At 34.5% G+C, this 17,843-nt stretch carries 18 protein-coding genes and 1 riboswitch; of the genes, 6 read left to right on the top strand and 12 right to left on the bottom strand.

The window, feature by feature from the left end:
• The first annotated feature begins 93 nt into the window (after nt 1-93).
• From graF to CD127_RS05460, 4 genes are all read left to right on the top strand, one after another.
• On the top strand, nt 94-228 hold the full coding sequence (graF, locus tag CD127_RS12770; protein WP_197730648.1) for a glycopeptide resistance-associated protein GraF: 135 nt from the start codon (nt 94-96) through the stop codon (nt 226-228).
• Between the two features lie 162 nt (nt 229-390).
• Nucleotides 391-491: riboswitch (TPP riboswitch) on the top strand.
• Nucleotides 492-579: 88 nt separating this feature from the next.
• A complete protein-coding gene (locus tag CD127_RS05470) occupies nt 580-1,155 on the top strand; it encodes an ECF transporter S component (RefSeq protein ID WP_103366035.1) in 576 nt (191 codons plus the stop codon).
• A 12-nt stretch (nt 1,156-1,167) separates the two neighbouring features.
• The gene (locus tag CD127_RS05465) at nt 1,168-2,571 is read left to right on the top strand and encodes an ABC transporter ATP-binding protein (RefSeq protein ID WP_103366034.1); all 1,404 of its coding nucleotides are present in this window, start codon (nt 1,168-1,170) and stop codon (nt 2,569-2,571) included.
• Nucleotides 2,564-3,373, top strand: a complete 810-nt coding sequence (locus CD127_RS05460) for an energy-coupling factor transporter transmembrane component T family protein (RefSeq protein WP_103366033.1) — start codon at nt 2,564-2,566, stop codon at nt 3,371-3,373. The genes CD127_RS05465 and CD127_RS05460 overlap by 8 nt, the downstream gene beginning before the upstream one ends.
• A gap of 57 nt (nt 3,374-3,430) precedes the next feature.
• Here the strand turns inward: CD127_RS05460 and purD are convergent, their stop codons facing one another.
• Genes purD through purE form a run of 11 tightly spaced genes read right to left on the bottom strand, consistent with a single transcriptional unit; the run spans nt 3,431 to nt 14,666 of the window.
• Complete coding sequence (gene purD / locus CD127_RS05455) at nt 3,431-4,669, bottom strand: phosphoribosylamine--glycine ligase (RefSeq protein WP_103366032.1); 1,239 nt, start codon at nt 4,667-4,669, stop codon at nt 3,431-3,433.
• 33 nt (nt 4,670-4,702) lie between these two features.
• The gene (purH, locus tag CD127_RS05450; protein ID WP_103366031.1) at nt 4,703-6,181 is read right to left on the bottom strand and encodes a bifunctional phosphoribosylaminoimidazolecarboxamide formyltransferase/IMP cyclohydrolase; all 1,479 of its coding nucleotides are present in this window, start codon (nt 6,179-6,181) and stop codon (nt 4,703-4,705) included.
• 15 nt (nt 6,182-6,196) lie between these two features.
• Nucleotides 6,197-6,763 carry a phosphoribosylglycinamide formyltransferase gene (purN, locus tag CD127_RS05445; RefSeq protein WP_103366030.1) on the bottom strand — a complete coding sequence of 189 codons (567 nt, stop codon included), beginning with the start codon at nt 6,761-6,763 and terminating at the stop codon, nt 6,197-6,199.
• A complete protein-coding gene (gene purM, locus CD127_RS05440) occupies nt 6,760-7,794 on the bottom strand; it encodes a phosphoribosylformylglycinamidine cyclo-ligase (RefSeq protein ID WP_103366029.1) in 1,035 nt (344 codons plus the stop codon). The genes purN and purM overlap by 4 nt, the downstream gene beginning before the upstream one ends.
• Nucleotides 7,787-9,271 carry an amidophosphoribosyltransferase gene (gene purF, locus CD127_RS05435; RefSeq protein WP_103366028.1) on the bottom strand — a complete coding sequence of 495 codons (1,485 nt, stop codon included), beginning with the start codon at nt 9,269-9,271 and terminating at the stop codon, nt 7,787-7,789. The genes purM and purF overlap by 8 nt, the downstream gene beginning before the upstream one ends.
• Nucleotides 9,250-11,439: a phosphoribosylformylglycinamidine synthase subunit PurL gene (gene purL, locus CD127_RS05430; protein ID WP_103366027.1), complete on the bottom strand. Its 2,190-nt coding sequence runs from the start codon at nt 11,437-11,439 to the stop codon at nt 9,250-9,252. Before purL ends, purF begins: the two co-directional genes overlap by 22 nt.
• Nucleotides 11,432-12,103 (bottom strand): phosphoribosylformylglycinamidine synthase subunit PurQ, encoded by a 672-nt coding sequence (gene purQ / locus CD127_RS05425; RefSeq protein WP_103366026.1) that lies wholly within the window; start codon nt 12,101-12,103, stop codon nt 11,432-11,434. The genes purL and purQ overlap by 8 nt, the downstream gene beginning before the upstream one ends.
• Before the next feature lies 1 nt (nt 12,104).
• On the bottom strand, nt 12,105-12,365 hold the full coding sequence (gene purS / locus CD127_RS05420) for a phosphoribosylformylglycinamidine synthase subunit PurS (protein WP_103297081.1): 261 nt from the start codon (nt 12,363-12,365) through the stop codon (nt 12,105-12,107).
• Nucleotides 12,365-13,069, bottom strand: a complete 705-nt coding sequence (purC, locus tag CD127_RS05415; protein WP_103366025.1) for a phosphoribosylaminoimidazolesuccinocarboxamide synthase — start codon at nt 13,067-13,069, stop codon at nt 12,365-12,367. Before purC ends, purS begins: the two co-directional genes overlap by 1 nt.
• A 3-nt stretch (nt 13,070-13,072) precedes the next feature.
• Entirely contained in the window at nt 13,073-14,197 is a 1,125-nt protein-coding gene (gene purK / locus CD127_RS05410) for a 5-(carboxyamino)imidazole ribonucleotide synthase (protein WP_103366024.1), read from the bottom strand.
• A complete protein-coding gene (gene purE / locus CD127_RS05405) occupies nt 14,184-14,666 on the bottom strand; it encodes a 5-(carboxyamino)imidazole ribonucleotide mutase (RefSeq protein ID WP_103366023.1) in 483 nt (160 codons plus the stop codon). The genes purK and purE overlap by 14 nt, the downstream gene beginning before the upstream one ends.
• A gap of 211 nt (nt 14,667-14,877) precedes the next feature.
• Between purE and folD the strand changes: the two genes are divergently transcribed.
• Nucleotides 14,878-15,735 carry a bifunctional methylenetetrahydrofolate dehydrogenase/methenyltetrahydrofolate cyclohydrolase FolD gene (gene folD, locus CD127_RS05400; protein ID WP_103366022.1) on the top strand — a complete coding sequence of 286 codons (858 nt, stop codon included), beginning with the start codon at nt 14,878-14,880 and terminating at the stop codon, nt 15,733-15,735.
• 92 nt (nt 15,736-15,827) lie between these two features.
• Here folD and CD127_RS05395 read toward each other — a convergent pair whose 3' ends face one another.
• Nucleotides 15,828-16,973 carry a globin domain-containing protein gene (locus CD127_RS05395; protein ID WP_103366021.1) on the bottom strand — a complete coding sequence of 382 codons (1,146 nt, stop codon included), beginning with the start codon at nt 16,971-16,973 and terminating at the stop codon, nt 15,828-15,830.
• A gap of 258 nt (nt 16,974-17,231) precedes the next feature.
• On the opposite strand from CD127_RS05395, the gene CD127_RS05390 reads away from it, so the two are divergent.
• Nucleotides 17,232-17,549 (top strand): DUF5011 domain-containing protein, encoded by a 318-nt coding sequence (locus tag CD127_RS05390; protein ID WP_103298762.1) that lies wholly within the window; start codon nt 17,232-17,234, stop codon nt 17,547-17,549.
• Nucleotides 17,550-17,843: the final 294 nt, after the last annotated feature.

Here is a 17,843-nt window from a genome sequence, read left to right as displayed (position 1 = left end):
AATAAAATACTTCTCTGGACCTATATAAGTTTATCCTACTCTTTTATGGGTAAACTATAGATGTAACAATTATTCAACAAGGAGTGTTGTATGATGACAAACGAAGATGCTAAAAAATCAGCAGCTGAAAAAGCAAAAGAAGCTGAAGAAAAATTAAAAGACCAAAAAGAAGAAAAAACTGATGATCTAGAACAAACAAAACAAGACGTTCAAGACACATTAGATTAATTTAAATTTTCATTTTTTGCTACCAGTCAATTTTAATTGGCTGGTAGTTTTTTATTTAACTTTTTAATTTTTTTAATTTGAATATATTTAAGAACGCTATAATATTTAAAAGTATCTTGACATTATTTCTTAAAAGTCATACATTTAAATTAAATTAAATATTCAACGCACTAGGGGTGTGTATACTGAGATGAGGAGTATCCTCGAACCCTTTGAACCTGATCTAGTTAAAAGCTAGCGTAGGAAAGTGTCGCTAATATAAATAATAGTAGTATATACATAAAGCATGTTATTTAAATTCACGCACAACTTTCTACGGAGGGTTGTGCGTTTTTTTAGGAGGAAATAGTTATGTCAAAAGGTTTAAAGCTATCAGAAATCTTAGTAACAGTACTGATAGCAGTAATTTTTGCTATCATTTATAATTTAATGTATTTACCTTATAATGTTGTTCAAGCATTTGGTTTTCATTTAGAACAACTTACATATGGTATTTGGTTTATGGCGGGTGTAGTTTCATATTTAATTATTCCTAAGCCCGGAATTGCCTTAATTGCTGAATTTGCTGCTGGAGCTGGTGAAACAATTGTTAAAGGTGAATTTAGTATTCCAACAATTGTATATGCAATTTTACAAGGTCTAGCTTGTGAAATTATTTTTGCTATTTTCAAATATAAATCACGCTCACTAATGGTAGCAATGTTAGCAGGATGTGCAGCAGCTGTAATTTCTCTTCCAGTAGATTTCTATTATGGATATATGAAAGAAGTTGCATCTTGGAATTTAATTTTATTTATAGTATTTCGTATTATTAGCGGTATCGTAGTAGCAGGTATCTTATCTTACTATATCGTTAAAGCGCTTGATCAAACTGGCGTAACTAAGTTATTCCGCCCTGCTTCTCAAAAAGATTACGACAACCTATAAGGGGAAATTAATGTGTTAAGAGTTAAAAATTTACGCCTAAAATACCCAAATGGTAATCGAAAAATTTTCGATAACTTAAATATTGAAATTAAAGATAAACAAAAAGTGCTTTTACTAGGTCCTTCTGGATCTGGTAAAAGCACATTGCTTAATGTTTTAAGTGGTATCGTTCCTAATCTTATTGAACTTCCTATGAAGTGTGATGAGTTAGAAATTGATTCTCATTCTGGAGTAATCTTTCAAGATCCAGATACACAATTTTGTATGCCTAAAGTATATGAAGAATTAGCATTTGTGCTTGAAAATAAACAAGTGCCCCGTCACGAAATGGATCACCAAATTGAAGAAGCCCTTGCTTCTGTAGATTTAAATGTCACTAAAGATACTTTTGTTAATCACCTGAGTGGCGGTATGAAACAGAAACTAGCTATTGTAGAAACTATTTTACAAGAAGCTAATACACTTTTCCTAGATGAGCCTACTGCCATGTTAGATGTAGATGCTACAGCAGATTTATGGAAAAAATTAATTCAGTTGTGGACAGACCAAACAGTACTTATTGTAGAACACAAAGTGGAACATATTTGGGATTATGTTGACCGTGTTATTTTAATGAATTATGAAGGTGAAATTATCGCTGATAATACACCAGATTATATTCTTCAAAATTGTGAAGCGTTACTTTCGGAATATGGTGTTTGGCACCCTCATGCATGGGAACATGCCCCCGAACCAAAACCACTATCACCTAATAAAAATGAGATATTGTTGAATTTTAAAAATGGTGAAATTATTCGTGGAAAGAATGAATTGTTTTCTGTGGATAATTTAAGTGTACATCCGGGAGAGTGGATTACCATTACTGGTAAAAACGGAGCTGGAAAGACTTCCCTATTGGAATCTATACTGCAATTAATTAAATATAAAGGGCAAATGTTCTACCAAGATAAACAATTAAAAAAAATTAAAGATGCTGCTAAACACATGTATCTGATTTATCAAAATCCAGAACTTCAATTTATCACTAATTCAGTCTATGACGAAATTAATATTCATTATAATCATCTAGACCGTAAAGCAGCAGATAACGAAACACAACAGTTATTAAAACTTTTACATTTAGAAAACGTTAAAGATCAACATCCTTTTGAATTATCAATGGGCCAAAAACGACGTTTAAGTGTAGCAACTGCTTTAAGTTCAAAAGCTGACATTATTTTACTTGATGAACCTACATTTGGTTTGGATAGTCACAATACATTTCAATTAATAAAGTTATTCCAAGAACGCGTGTCTAATGGACAAACGATTGTTATGGTGACACATGATCCTGAAATCATTCGTCGTTATCCAACTCGTCGATTAAACGTTGAAAATGGACAACTTAAAGAGATGGCAGGTGACCTTCATGTTTGAACGATGGAAAAAACATTACACATTCGTTGATGATGTCAATATCATCACTAAATTACTACTTGGAGTAGCTTTATTCTTCTTTGTTATCTTTGTACATAATTTTGATTATATGATTTATATAACGCTGTTGCTATTTATACTATTGCTATTATTCAATGGTACTTCTTTTAAAATTACAGGTACATTAGTACTAGCTTGTGTATTATTTGCTTTATTATCTTCTTTATTTATGATTCTATATGGAGATGGTACTCATGTACTATTTTCTTTAGGATTTATTCAAATTAGTACTGAAAGTTTAGTCAGAGGTTTACACGTATCTTTACGTACTATTTCAGTCTCTATGTTAGGAATTTTAATCGCTTTAACTTCACAAATTGTTATGATTTTTTATAGCTTAATGCAACATTTGAAAGTTAAACCTAAAATTGCTTATGCGTTTATGGCTGCGATTAGAATGGTCCCTCTCATTTTTACATCATTTATTCAATTGAGACGTTCATTAAAAATGCGTTATCAAATGATCGATGCTTCAAATTATAGAGGGCTCAAACGTCTTAAACATTTATTAATTCCAATTTTAAGTCAAAATATCCGTCGTGCACATCAACTATCTGTTGCGATGGAATCTAAAGGCTTTAAAGATGGTCCAAGAACGTATTATTACAAAGCACCTTTTTCTTATAAAGATATTTTATTTGTGATTTGCGTTGTAGCCATTTTAATCATTGGGTTTTACCTTTCACAATATTTACCTATTACTGGTATTACTGATGCTCGTGTATCAGGATATACTGCTTAAAGCGAACATTTAGGGCGTATCACTCACAATGTGATACGCCCTTATTTTTTAATATTATTATTTCAATGCTTTATTACCAATATCGTGACGATAGAATAGATTATCACTTTCTATTTTTTCCACGTTACTATAAGCTGCTTTTTGTGCTTCTTCAATTGTTGCCCCTTTTCCAACAGCTAATAAAACTCTGCCTCCTGAAGTAACGAAGGCATTATCTTTTTTACGTAAACCACTAACGAAATAATTATCATTTAATTCGAAGCCTGTTACTTTGGCACCTTTCTCATAGCTACCAGGATAGCCTTTAGATGCTAACATCACACCTACAACAAAGTCATCTTGCCATTGGAAGCGGATAGGATCTTTACGGTCTAATGCGACGATTTGAGCCATTAAATCACTTTCTAAACGACTTAATAATACTTGAGCTTCTGGGTCGCCAAAACGCGCATTAAATTCTATGACTTTAGGACCTTCTGAAGTTAAAATCGCTCCAATATAAAGCAATCCAAAGTAATCATACCCTTCTGCTTTCATCGCTTTCGCAATAGGTTGAGCAATTTCTTTATCCGTACGTTTTAGAACATCTTCAGAAATATGAGGGACTGGACAATACGCACCCATTCCGCCAGTGTTCGGACCTTCATCGTTATCAAACGCACGTTTATGGTCTTGGGCAATACAGTCAAATGGCACTGCATAGTCGCCATTGATAAAGGTCATTAATGAGAATTCTTCCCCTTCTAAAAATTGCTCAAATACCACTTTACCTTGTTCTTCTGGATAGAGGGTTTCAACCGCTTCAATTGCGTCTTCACGTGTTTCAGCGATAATGACGCCTTTACCAGCTGCCAAACCATCTTTTTTAGCTACAATTGGCAATTCGCATTGATTTACATAATCAAGCGCCTCAGTTTTAGAATTCACTTCTTTATAATCCGCAGTTGGAATGTCGTATTTTTCCATTAATTGCTTAGCGAATAATTTTGAACCTTCTATTTGTGCGGCTTCTTTATTAGGACCAAACACTTTAACATCTGCTTGACGTAATCGATTAGATAAGCCATCAATCAGAGGTTGTTCTGGGCCGATAACCACCCATTCAACATTATTATCTTTGACAAATTTCAAAATAGCCTCGTGATCATTTTCAGCAATTTCAGTATGTGTTTCTGCCATATTCTCCATAGCATCATTGCCTGGAATAGCAAATAATTGTTGAACCAATGGTGATTGATGTAATTTAGAAACTAAAGCGTGTTCACGTCCACCTGCACCTATAACTAAAACATTCATCTAACTAGTCCCTCCATTCTTTTTAATATTTTATTAGTGTTTAAAGTGACGCATACCTGTCATTACCATAGTAATGCCATATTTATTAGCCATATCGATTGAATCTTGGTCTTTAATTGAACCACCAGGTTGAATAATCGCTTTTATACCATGTTTAGCTGCTAACTCAACGGTGTCATCCATTGGGAAGAACCCGTCAGAAATCAAAGCAACATTATCATTGATTTCAATTGCACGTTCTAAAGCTATTTTTGCAGAGCCTACACGATTCATTTGACCCGCACCGATACCTACTGTTTGTTTCGCATTACTTAAGATAACCGCGTTACTTTTTACAGATGGAATCACTTTCCAACCAAGTAACATTGCTTCCCATTGAGTATCTGTTGGTTTCGTTTCAGTCACTACTTTCATATCTTCTTTAGATACTTCATAGTTATCTTTATCTTGAACTAAGTAACCGCCTGACACTGAAACAAATTCCTCTTCTCTATTATCAATCGTCATATCAATTTCTAATAAACGGATATTTTTCTTTTTAGTTAAAATGTCTAACGCCTCATCAGTAAATCTTGGTGCGATAACTACTTCTAAAAAGATAGTATGCAACGTTTCAGCAAGTTCAGCCGTTACCGTTCTATTTAAAGCAATGATGCCACCAAAGATAGATTGATTATCCGCATCATATGCATTCTTGAAAGCATCTTCAATTGTATTGCCGATACCTACGCCACATGGATTCATATGCTTCACTACTACAGCTGCTGGTTCACTAAATTTCTTCACTAAAGATAATGCTGAGTCTGCATCTTTAATATTGTTGTAGCTTAATGCTTTACCATGTAATTGCTTAGCACCTGCGATGGTATGTTTGCTTGTAGATGTGCGGACAAAACGCGCTGATTGTTGCGGGTTTTCCCCGTAACGTAATTGTTCACTATCTCCTTTGAAGAAACTTACAATTGCATGATCATATTCGTTTGTATGCGCAAATACTTTAATCATTAATTCTTTACGGAACGCTTCATCTAGGCGATCAGATTTAATTCGTTCAATCACTTCATTATAATCTGCAGGATGTACGATTGTAGTAACGTGTTTGAAGTTTTTCGCTGCCGCACGTAACATTGTTGGACCACCAATATCTATATTTTCAATGGCATCCGCTTCAGTTACATCTGGATTTGACACTGTTTTTTGAAAAGGATATAAGTTTACGACTACCATATCGATTAAATCAATATGTTGTTCTGATAATTGTTCAAGATGTTCAGGTTTGTCGCGATCCGCTAAAATGCCCCCATGTACCGCTGGATGTAACGTTTTAACACGACCGTCCATAATTTCAGGAAATTGAGTTAAATCAGAGACAGATTTTACTGGCACAGAAGCTTCTTCAAGCGCACGTTTCGTACCACCAGTTGAATATAATTCGTAATCTAAGTCGCTTAATGCTTTAGCAAATTCTACAATTCCACTTTTATTTGAAACACTTAAAATTGCTTTTTTCATGATTTACTTAACTCCTTACTTGATGACCTTAGCAATAACGCTAGGATAAAGTTCATACTCTAAATGTTTAACACGTTCTTCTAATACTTCTTTAGTATCGTCCGGTTTAATATCACATTGTCTTTGTTCAATAATTTCTCCCGTATCCATGCCACTGTCAACATAATGGACAGTTGAACCAGTTACATTATCACCGCTATCGAACGCTTGCCCAACAGCATCTTTCCCCTTATATTTTGGCAATAATGATGGATGGATATTTAATATTTTACCTTCGTAAGCGTCTAATAAATCTGGACCTATCAATCTCATATAACCCGCAAGAATAATCCATTCTACTTCTTCACGTTTTAATAATTGAATCAAATGTTGTTCATATGCAGATTTAGATTCAAAGTTTTTAGGTTCATTGATATGTGTCGCTACTTTAAGTTTATTTGCACGATCAATACAATATGCATCGTGATGGTCTGTAAATAATGACGTAATTTCAATGTTGTTAAGTTCACCTTTGTCTACTTTTAACACGATATTTTCAAAGTTACTGCCTGAACCAGAAGCAAAGATAGCTACTTTAGTCACGCCTCTACCCCCTCTAAATGGATAGGCGTATCTTTATCTGTAATAATTTCACCAATTTCATATGCTGAAATGCCTTCATTATTTAATATTTCAATCGCTTTTTTGGCTTCTTCTTTATCGACAATAACCGTATAACCTATTCCCATATTAAATACGTTATACATTTCTTGAGTTTCAATTTGAGCCTGTTGTTGTAACCATTCAAATACTTTAGGCGTTGGGAAGGATTGAGTATCAATCTTCGCTGCTAATCCTTTAGGTAAGCCACGTGGGATATTTTCGTAAAAACCGCCACCTGTGATATGATTCATGCCTTTTATTTGAACAGCCTTTTTCAGAGCAAGAATAGGCTTAACATATAACTGTGTTGGCGCTAAGAACGTATCTAGATACGTACGTCCATCGAATTCATCGTTTAAATCAATACCTGATTCTTTAATTAATTTACGGACTAAACTGTAACCGTTTGAATGAATGCCGTTTGACGCAAGACCAATGATAGCTTGTCCTTCTTGAATCGCTGAGCCATCAATGTAGTCTTCTTTCTCAACTGCACCTACCGCAAAGCCTGCAAGATCATACTCACCTTCATGGTACATTTCGCCCATTTCTGCAGTTTCACCACCGATTAAAGCGGTATTAGTTTCTTCACAACCGTCACTGACACCTTTAACAATTTGTTCAATCACTTCTGGCACCACTTTATTTGTAGCAATATAATCTAAGAAATAAAGTGGTTCAGCGCCTGTAGTTAAAATATCGTTAACACACATTGCTACGGCATCGATGCCAATGGTATCGTGTTTGTCATTATCGATTGCAAGCTTTAATTTAGTACCTACACCATCCGTGCCAGAGACGAGAACGGGTGCTTTCATATTTAATTGTGATAAGTCGAATGTCGCACCAAATCCTCCTAGACCGCCAAGCACTTCTTTACGCATCGTACGTTGGACGTGACTCGACATTCTTTCAACTGCTTCATAACCTGCGTGAATATCAACACCTGATTGTTCATAAGCTTTAGACATGGATATTACCCTCTCTATCAAAGTTGTGTTTATGATTGTTAATGTAATCCTTTTGACGTTGACTCAAGTTTTTATAATAATTCTCTTCGTAATCGAAAAGGCCTGCCGGATAGTCGCCCGTGAAGCTTTCTACACATAAACCGTGATATGGCGCATCGTAATCTAAACCAATCGATTCAATTAACCCATCAACGCTTAAATAAGCTAATGAGTCTGCGCCAATATATTCACAAATTTCTTCTGGTGATTTACTAGCTGAAATCAATTCAGCCGTTGTTGAGACATCAATACCATAGAAACTTGGGAACATAAATTCTGGAGACGCTATACGGACGTGAACTTCTTTTGCGCCTGAATCTTTCAACATCTTAACAATACGTTTACTTGTAGTACCTCGTACAATTGAATCATCAACTAAGACAATACTTTTTCCATCGACAATGTCTTTAACAGCTGAGAGTTTTACGCGAACGCCTTGTTCTCTTAATTCTTGAGTAGGTTGAATAAACGTACGTGCTACATATTGGTTTTTAACTAAGCCCATTTCATATGGTAATTTGCTTTCTTCAGCGTAACCACTTGCAGCTGATAACGATGAATTAGGTACACCAATAACCATATCAGCATTAGCTGGACTTTCTTGAGCTAATTTTTTACCAGACGCTTTACGTACTGCATGAACATTTTTCCCAGCAATCGTAGAATCCGGACGTGCAAAGTAGATGTATTCCATTGCAGAAATCGCTGTATTTGTGTGACTTGTATAAGATTTAACTTCAACACCATCTTTATTAATGACGACGTATTCACCGGCGTGTATATCTTGAACAAACTCTGCACCTAATACATCAATCGCACATGTCTCACTTGCTAAAATGTAAGTTCCATCTTGCATTTTACCGACTACAAGCGGACGGATGGCATTAGGATCAACTGCACCATATAGTGCATCTTTAGTTAAAATCGCAAAAGTGAAACCACCTTTAATTTGACGTAAACTTTCTTTTAAAGCTTCTTCAAAAGTTGGTGCTTTACTGCGACGAATTAAATGCATAATCACTTCAGTATCAGATGATGAATGGAAAATAGCACCATGTTTTTCTAAATACTGACGAAGCGCTTGCGCGTTAATTAAGTTACCATTGTGACAAATCGCTACACTCATATCATAGAAGTGATAAAGGAATGGTTGAATATTTTCAATACCTTTATTACCAGAAGTAGCATAGCGTACATGACCAATAGCGTTATGTCCTTCTTTAAGGTTCTCCATTTGAGGCGCTTTAATCGCTTCAGTTAACAAACCTAAACCACGTTCGCCTTTTAATGTTTCGCCATCTGAAACAACAATACCTGCGCCTTCTTGACCACGATGTTGTAAACTATGAAGTCCCATATAAGTTAATTGGGCTGCTTCAGAATGATTCCATATTCCGAATACACCACACTCTTCGTTTAATCCACTGTAGTTAAACATTTTTCAATGGCCCCTTCCCAATTTTCTTTAATGTCTGAGACTTTTTCTACAATAGTAGTTTGAGCATTTGAAACTTTAAATTCGTCTACATCTGTTAATTCACCGATTTCAACAGCATTGTCGATCTCTAGTGTTTGGCCTTCTTTCACTGCAATCACGTAGCGACCTTGTGTTTCACTAAATAACTGTGCATCTGAAAGATCTACATGAGCCGATAAACCAAGACCATGATAAGCACTAATACGCGCTAACGTAATTAATAAACCGCCTTTACCAACTGTTTGAACATGAGAAGCGACACCATTTCTGATTGCTGTTTTAACCGCTTCGCCTTTTGCCACTTCATCACTTAAATCGATAGCTTCATATTCATGATTAACTTTGCCGTATAATAATTTTTCAATTTGACTGCCGCCGAAATCGTCTTTAGTTTCTCCAACAAGATATAATTTGTGGCCAGCTTCAGGATGGAAATCATTTAAATAATCGATATCTTCAATTAGACCTACCATACCTACTACAGGCGTTGGGAAAATAGATGTGCCACGTGTTTCGTTATATAATGACACGTTACCTGAAACAACAGGTGTTTTTAGCACTTCACATGCTTCTGCCATACCCTTAGTAGAATCAATTAATTGTTGGTAGATTTCTTTCTTTTCAGGCGAACCATAGTTTAAGCAATCTGTGATAGCTAATGGTGTTGCCCCAACAGCAATTAAATTGCGATATGCTTCTGCTACAACCATTTTTCCACCTTCATAAGGTTGGTTAAAGACATATCTTGCTTCACCATCAATTGTAGAAGCAACAGCTTTATTTGTGCCTTCTACACGTACAACTGAAGATTGTAAGCCTGGTTTAATAATTGTATTCGCACCAACTTGTTGATCATATTGTTCATATAAATAATGTTTTGAAGCGATAGTTGGATGCGTTAATAATTTTTCGAATACATCTTGAGCATCGATAGCACTATAATCATTTTTAGATGTGTTATATTCTTTTTCTTCACCTTCTAAAATGTAAACAGGTGCTTCATCAGCTAACGATTGAACCGGAATATCTGCATAAACCTCATTTTCGTATTTAAGAACGAAGCGGTCAGTGTTTGTTACTTCACCAATAATTGCGCTATCAAGTTCATGTTTATCGAATAAGTCTAAGAATTTTTGTTCTGTACCTTTTTCAACTACTAATAACATTCTTTCTTGTGTTTCTGAAAGCATCATTTCATAAGGTGAAATACCAGCTTCGCGTGTTGGCACTTTATCCAAGTGTAATTCCAAACCGCTTCCACCTTTAGCTGCCATTTCAGATGAAGAAGACGTTAAACCAGCAGCACCCATATCTTGAATACCAACTAATTCGTCAAATGTAATAGCTTCTAATGTCGCTTCCATTAACTTTTTACCAACAAATGGGTCACCAATTTGAACTGATGGACGTTTACTTTCACTTTCTTCAGTTAACTCTTCTGATGCAAAAGTAGCACCGTGAATACCGTCACGTCCCGTTTTTAAACCTACATAAATGACTGAGTTACCTTCACCTTTAGCAGTCCCTTTTTGAACCATGTCGTGGTCAATGACACCTACACACATAGCGTTAACTAATGGGTTACCATCATAACGATCGTCAAACTCAATTTCACCAGCAGTTGTTGGAATACCGATACAGTTACCATAACCACCAATACCACGAACCACACCTTTAAGTAAGCGTTGGTTTTGTTTCACTGATAATTCACCGAAACGTAAGCTGTTTAATAAATTAATTGGTCTAGCGCCGATAGAAACGATATCTCTGATAATACCGCCTACACCAGTTGCTGCACCTTGATATGGTTCAATTGCAGAAGGATGGTTATGAGATTCTACTTTAAATACAACGGCTTGATTATCACCAATATCAACCACCCCAGCGCCTTCACCTGGTCCCATTAATACATGTTCACCAGTTGTTGGGAATTGTTTTAAGAACGGTTTTGAGTGTTTATAAGAACAATGCTCACTCCACATTACAGAGAAGATACCGACTTCAGTAAAGTTAGGTTCTCTTCCTAAGATTTCACACACTTTGTCATATTCTGCATCACTTAAACCCATGTCTTGATAGACTTTTTCAAGTTTAATTTCTTCAATACTTGGTTCGATAAACTTAGACATTTTGTTCCCTCCAACTATTAACCATTGCTTCGAATAATTTCACACCACTATCAGTGCCAAGAATTGTTTCAAGTGCTCGTTCAGGGTGCGGCATCATACCACACACGTTACCTTGTTTGTTGACGATACCCGCAATATGCTCATGAGAGCCGTTTGGATTATCTTCATAAGTTAAGATAATTTGATTATTTTCAACTAATTCTTCATACATTTCATCTGTACAATAATAATGACCTTCACCATGTGCTACTGGATAAACTACAATTTCATTTTCACCATAAAGATTAGTAAATGAAGTTTGATTATTAGCAATTTTCAGTTTTTCATTTCTGCTAATAAATAAATGAGAATCATTATGTAGTAATGCGCCAGGTAATAGACCTATTTCTGTTAAAATTTGGAAACCGTTACAAACACCTAATACAGGTTTGCCTTCTTCTGCGAAACGTTTAACTTCATCAATAATCGGCGCTACGCTAGCCATTGCGCCTGAACGAAGATAGTCACCGAATGAGAAACCACCTGGAATGAGTACCCCATCAAAACCTTCTAACGATGTTTCTCGATAATCGACATATTCTGCTTCAGCGCCTGACTTAATTGCTGCATTGTACATGTCTCTATCACAATTTGATCCGGGAAATACGAGAACTGCAAACTTCATCTTATGCATTCTCCTTTTCATCTACAATTTTGTAGCTATATTCTTCAATAACTGTATTCGCAAATAATTTTTCACTTAACGTTGTGATAATATTATCCACCGCTTCATCTGTCGCTTCATCAACAGTCATATATAATACTTTACCTACACGAATGTCATTAACTTGTTTATATCCTAAATCATGTACTGCTCGGTTTAATGCTTGTCCTTGCGTATCTAATACCTGTGGTTGTAGTGTGATGTGAAGTTCAATCGTTTTCATTATTTAAGATCCTCCAATTTATTTAAAAATGTTTGATATGTGTCAATAAGTGAACCAGTGTCATTTCTGTAAACGTCTTTATCAAAGTTAGTATCTGAATCTTTATCCCAAATACGGCAAGTATCAGGAGAAATTTCATCAGCTAATAAAATTTTGCCATCTTGTGTTCTGCCAAATTCAACTTTAAAATCAACCAAACGTAAATTCATTTCATCCATAAGTTGGATAAGTACACGATTGATATCCTTTGCCATCGATTTTAATGTTTCTATTTCTTCATCATTAGCAATATTAAGAAGTTTAACGTGGTCATCTGTAATAAGCGGATCATTTAGATCATCATTTTTGTAAAAGAACTCTACTAATGGTGCTTCAAATTGATGACCCTTTTCAAAACCTAAACGTTTTGTAATAGAACCAGTTGCGATATTACGAACCACTACTTCTAGTGGTATAATTTTGACTTCTTCAACTAATTGTTCTGTTTCGGATAATTGTTTGATAAAATGACTCTTAATTCCTTTTTGAGTTAAATAATCAAAGATAATTGAAGTAATTTTATTATTTAAACGCCCTTTACCTTCCATAGTATCTTTTTTCGCGCCATTTCCAGCTGTAACTTCATCTTTATATTCCACTCTTAATTGGTGCGGTGTGTCAGTAGAAAAAATTCTTTTTGCTTTACCTTCATATAATAGAGACATGAATTATTCTCTCCCTTCAAATTCCTTAAGCATTTTAGCTTCTGTATCGTCAATATCATCAGTCAAAATAGTCATATGGCCCATTTTACGGTCAGGTTTACGTTCAGATTTGCCATAAATATGAATATGCCATTCAGGATGTTCACTAAATTTATCCTCTAACAAGTCTAAATCGCGACCTAGCAAGTTCATCATGACGGCAGGTTTCAATATTTCAACTGATTTTGGAAGTGTTTGTCCAGTAACTGCTAAGATATGTGTATCAAATTGTGAATAATCACAAGCTTCGATTGAATAATGTCCGGAATTATGAGGACGTGGTGCAATTTCATTTACAAATAAGTGATTGTCTTTATCTATAAAGAATTCAACCGTAAATGTTCCAACGAAATGTATTGCTTCAATAATTTTGTTAACTTCATCTCTTGCTTCTTGTTCTTTATCGCTTCTCGCTGGCACGATAGTTTTAAATAGTATTTGATTGCGGTGTTCGTTTTCTTGTAATGGGAAATAAGTGATTTGCTTTTGATTACCAATAGTTACTGTTAAAGAAACTTCAAGTGCTAAATCTAAATATTGTTCCGCTACACATTCTTGATTAGAAATAAGTGCTTTAGCTTCTTCAATATTTGTTTCATCTTTAACTAGTATTTGCCCTTTACCATCATAACCACCAAAGCGTGTTTTCAGAATGAAAGGATAACCTAATTCATTTATAACCGTTTGGAGGTCATCATTACTTTGAACAGACAAGAATGGAACAATTTTAGAACCTGCTTGCTCTAATGTTTGTTTTTCAGTTAATCTGTCTTGTAATAATTGAATGGCTTGATAACCTTGAGGAATATTAAATTGTTCAGTTAGGTGTTGAAGTTGGTCGGCCGAAATATTTTCAAATTCATAAGTAATCACGTCAGTTTTTCGACCTAACTCTTGTAATGCTTGTTCATCGTCATAAGCGGCATTAATAAATTCATGCGCTACTGGTTTACATGGACTATCGGCATTAGGATCTAAACATACGACTTTAAATCCCTTCTTCTGAGCAGATTGTGCCATCATTTTGCCCAGCTGTCCTCCGCCGATAATACCAATCGTGTCACCAAACTTTAATTTATTGAAGTTCATTTTGCATTTCACCTACTTTATCTACAAGTGATTGTTCATAATTTTCTAAATTTTTACGAACGCTTTCATTACCAATACTTAAAATTCTTGCCGCTAAAATTCCAGCATTTTTTGCACCAGCTGTACCAATGGCAGTAGTTGCAACTGGAATACCACCAGGCATTTGTACAATTGATAATAATGAATCTAAACCTTTTAAACTTTTAGACTCAATAGGAACTCCAATAACCGGTAACGTCGTCATTGATGCTACCATTCCAGGTAAATGAGCTGCTCCGCCTGCACCAGCGATAATAATGTCATAACCTTTCGCTCTTGCTTGGCTTGCAAAATCGAACATTAACTTTGGCGTACGATGTGCAGATACTACCTTCTTATCGTACGGAATTCCAAATTGCTCTAACATTGCGCAACTTTCTTGCATTATCTTCCAGTCTGAGGAACTACCCATAATGACTGCTACTTTCACTTTGTACACCCTTTCAAAAGTTTGAAATATTGATACGATTAGTTGTATATTACAGATATAGCATAACAATCATTGAATGCTTTTTCAATTAAAAATCGAACTTTATTTATATTTTTTAATTTAATTTACGTCTTTTGCCTAAAATTTGACGTAATTAGGGTTTGAAAGTTAAGCTATAATTATGATTTAAACAAACAAGGAGGAATTTTTTGTGGTTGCAAAAATTTTAGATGGGAAACAAATTTCTAAGGACTACAGACAGGGATTACAAGATCAAGTAGAAGCTTTAAAAGAAAAAGGTTATACTCCTAAATTATCTGTTATCTTAGTGGGAAATGACGGAGCTAGTCAAAGTTACGTTAATTCTAAAAAGAAAGCTGCTGAAAAAATTGGCATGATTTCTGAAATTGTTCATTTAGACGAAGATACTTCAGAAGAAGATGTGTTAAAAGAATTAGATCGTTTAAATAATGATGATTCAGTAAGTGGTATCTTAGTTCAAGTTCCACTTCCAAAACAAGTAAGTGAACAAAAAATCCTAGAAGCTATTAATCCAGAAAAAGACGTTGATGGTTTCCATCCATCAAATATCGGTAAATTATATATCGATGAACAAACATTCGTACCATGTACACCTCTAGGTATTATGGAAATCTTAAAACATGCTGATATCGATTTAGAAGGTAAAAATGCAGTTGTTATCGGTCGTAGCCACATTGTTGGTCAACCAGTTTCTAAATTATTATTACAAGCTAATGCGACTGTAACAATTTTACATTCACGTACTAAAGATATGCACAGTCATTTAAAAGATGCTGATGTTATCGTAAGTGCAGTTGGTAAGCCTGGTCTTGTAACTAAAGATGACGTTAAAGAAGACGCTGTTATTGTCGATGTAGGTAATACACCAGATGAAAACGGTAAATTAAAAGGTGACGTTGAATTTGACGAAGTTAAAGAAGTAGCTGGCGCAATTACTCCTGTTCCAGGTGGCGTTGGCCCATTAACAATCACTATGGTATTAAATAATACTTTATTAGCTGAAAAAATGCGTCGTGGCATTGAATAATTCTATTGATCGTTAATGTAATTGATGATTAAAAAAAGGGATGATAAGCGAAATAAATTCGCTTATCATCCCTTTAATATTTGGTTTAGTTATTAAACAGCCACACTTAATTTAGGTACAAATGTTTCGAAGTGGATATGGCTTTGGTCAACATCCATTTCTTTCAATAATTCAATAACTGATTGAAGGAATTGAGTTCCACCACACACATATACTTCTGTTTCATTATTAATAAATTTATCTAAATATTCTTTAGTTAAATAACCATTTGACGCTCTGTCATATAATTCATAATTAGCAGTTTCTGCTTTTTCACTAATATCTTTCAATAGTGAAGTGAACGGTGTATCATTCACATCTCCAGTAACTTGAATGAACTGAGCTTGACTACCTTTATCAACAACTTCTCTAAACATTGAAACTAACGGTGTAACGCCAATGCCAGCTCCAATAAATAATTGAGGATGTTCAGTATTTTCTACCATAAATGGTCCAACTGGTGCTGATAAATTAATATCATCACCCTCTTTTAATTCATCATGTAAAATAGTTGAAACTTCACCTTCATGCTCTGTAGTAACATCTCTCTTAACTGCAAATGTTAAATGTGTGTTGTCTCCGCCTACGATTGAATAATGACGTTTTGCACGATAAGGCATTTTGCTACTACTTACATCTACTGTAATATAGTTACCAGGAATAAATTGACTTAAATCATATTCATTTGAAGTAACTGTAAATGCTTTAATGTTTGATGAAAGTTGTTCAATTTTTTCAATTTTGAAAGGTTTGAATCCATCCCATAACATTTTACTGTAAATGTCTTTTTCAACTTGGATAAATACATCAGCGATTTCTTGATATGCTTTTTTCCAAGTTTGAATAATTGGATCCTCATCACCAAGACCTACGACTGCTTTGATTGCTTCTATTAAATTTTCTCCCACAATATCGTAGCCTGCAGGTGGTACTTGTAAAGCACAGTGTTTATAAGCGATTTCTTTAACAACCGGCAAAATGTTAGCTAAATTTTCAATATTAACTGCTGCTGCTAACACACTTTGAGCTAACGCAGTAGATTGAAAACCCTTCTGCTGGTTAGTTTGGTTAAACATATTTTTTAATTCAGGATGTTGTTTAAACATTCTTTTATAGAAATAAGATGTTATTTCTGTTCCCTTTTCTTGTAATACAGGCACTGTTTCTTTGATAATAGCCTTTTCTTGTTCATTTAACACTAAAAATCACTCCCATTATTTATAACTCGTAATGACTACAACCATATTGTAATACATTTTAAAAAAGTTGCGTTAATAATTGTTATTGATTTCACAAAATGTTCAATTTACATAAACTTAATATATATTTTCCTTTATATTATTTAAATTTCAGAAGTAATACGCTATATTAAGACTATAGTATGATGTTTATCATCAGAAAATAAAGTATAGTTTAATTAAACAAAACAACGATTTATTAATTCGGAGGTTAACGTAATGAATAAACTAATACAGTCACTTTCAGCGCTCGGAGTCTCCGCAACTCTTGTTACCCCAAATTTAAGTGCCGAAGCAACAACTAATCACGCTCCTGAACTTAAAGGCGTCAATGATATTGTTATTCAAAAAGGTCAAAAGTATAATTTATTAAATGGAATTAGTGCTTTCGATAAAGAAGATGGCGATTTAACTCATAAAATCACGGTAGATGGTCATGTTGACACATCAAAAGTTGGCAAATACAAAGTACAATATCATGTTATTGACTCAGATGGGGCTCAAGAAACATCAACTAGATACATAGAAGTTAAATAAAATGTCATATTTATAAAATTCAGATGAGATAAAATTCTCATCTTTTTTTATGTCTAAAACCCTTGAAAACGCTGAAAATGATAACGTTTCTCAACTACAAACACTTAAGTCTCAATTTTGTCATTTTTCACAGAATAGACACATAATTTTAACAAATCTTACATTCCCCGTCATTCCTATTGTTATTAGTTTTTTCCTATTTATAAATATAATTTTTTTCTTATAAGTACTTGTAAATATCGCGTAATAAACTAAAATTAGTGGTAAGCCCTACATTTGTAGTATTAGGAGGTC

The organism is Staphylococcus petrasii (assembly GCF_002902565.1).
GTDB classification, from domain to species: Bacteria; Bacillota; Bacilli; order Staphylococcales; family Staphylococcaceae; genus Staphylococcus; species Staphylococcus petrasii.
This window is presented reverse-complemented; position numbering and strand designations above follow the sequence as displayed.